This is a genomic window from Pseudoalteromonas sp. PA2MD11, from assembly GCF_017808125.1.
Lineage (GTDB): Bacteria > Pseudomonadota > Gammaproteobacteria > Enterobacterales > Alteromonadaceae > Pseudoalteromonas > Pseudoalteromonas simplex.
Map to the genome: position 1 here is coordinate 1 of NZ_JADKNF010000041.1, position 1018 is coordinate 1018.

Consider the following 1018-nt stretch of genomic DNA (forward strand, 5'->3'; position numbering starts at 1 on the left):
CCCCAAGGGGATTCGAACCCCTGTTACCGCCGTGAAAGGGCGGTGTCCTAGGCCTCTAGACGATGGGGACGCAGAAAACTGCAACCCTAGGACAAACACTATGCAAATCTGGTGGAGCTATGCGGGATCGAACCGCAGACCTCTTCGCTGCCAGCGAAGCGCTCTCCCAGCTGAGCTATAGCCCCGACTTGCATACACACCACCAATTAATGTTGGTTGTGTATCGCTGAGTGCGGGGCGCATTCTATGCAGCCCCCCAAATAAAGTCAACAGTTTTTTATCTAAGTTTATTTAAATGATTTAAATTTCAACAAGCTGACTAAATATCAATCCGTTACGGAGGTATTTTATACAAAGAGCTATCAAATTAGCTATTTTGGGCTAATTGCATTGTTGGTTTGTTATCAAAGGCTCTCTGCTTTTGAGTTTACTCTCTTAAAAAAGGTATACATTTATATGCAAAATAAAATTCGTTATTTAAAGCTTTAAATAAAACGACTTTCCCCTTCCCTGCTTTGTTTTAATAGTGCTAAGTAGAATGCAATTAACTAATGCAAATTTATCGGTATGAAAAAACTGTTTTAAATATTTACTGTATTCATATCATTTGGAATGATTTATCTAGGTCATAAAGCTATAGATCCAAGTCTAAATATAAGCTTATGAATATAAATTGCATATTTGTTCGCCAAAAAATGCTTAAATGCCATGTCATTGTTTATAAAAGCTGCATCTAACACATTTTTACTCATTCAAGTATTGACACATTTACAACTCTATCTATAATAGCGCCCCACAACAACGCAGCAATGAGTTGTTTTAGATATGGGTCGTTAGCTCAGTTGGGAGAGCATCGCCCTTACAAGGCGAGGGTCACTGGTTCAAGTCCAGTACGACCCACCATTATTCCCTAATGGTTTTCATATCTAAATTCTTAATGGGTCGTTAGCTCAGTTGGGAGAGCATCGCCCTTACAAGGCGAGGGTCACTGGTTCAAGTCCAGTACGACCCACCATTT

3 tRNA genes are annotated in these 1018 nt (G+C 39.9%); 2 read left to right on the forward strand and 1 reads right to left on the reverse strand.

The window, feature by feature from the left end:
- Positions 1 to 109 precede the first annotated feature (109 nt).
- Positions 110 to 185 (reverse strand) — tRNA-Ala (locus ISP07_RS20410).
- 642 nt (positions 186 to 827) lie between these two features.
- On the opposite strand from ISP07_RS20410, the gene ISP07_RS20415 reads away from it, so the two are divergent.
- Both ISP07_RS20415 and ISP07_RS20420 read left to right on the forward strand, forming a co-directional pair.
- Positions 828 to 903, forward strand: a tRNA-Val gene (locus tag ISP07_RS20415).
- Between the two features lie 36 nt (positions 904 to 939).
- Positions 940 to 1015 (forward strand) — tRNA-Val (locus tag ISP07_RS20420).
- Positions 1016 to 1018: the final 3 nt, after the last annotated feature.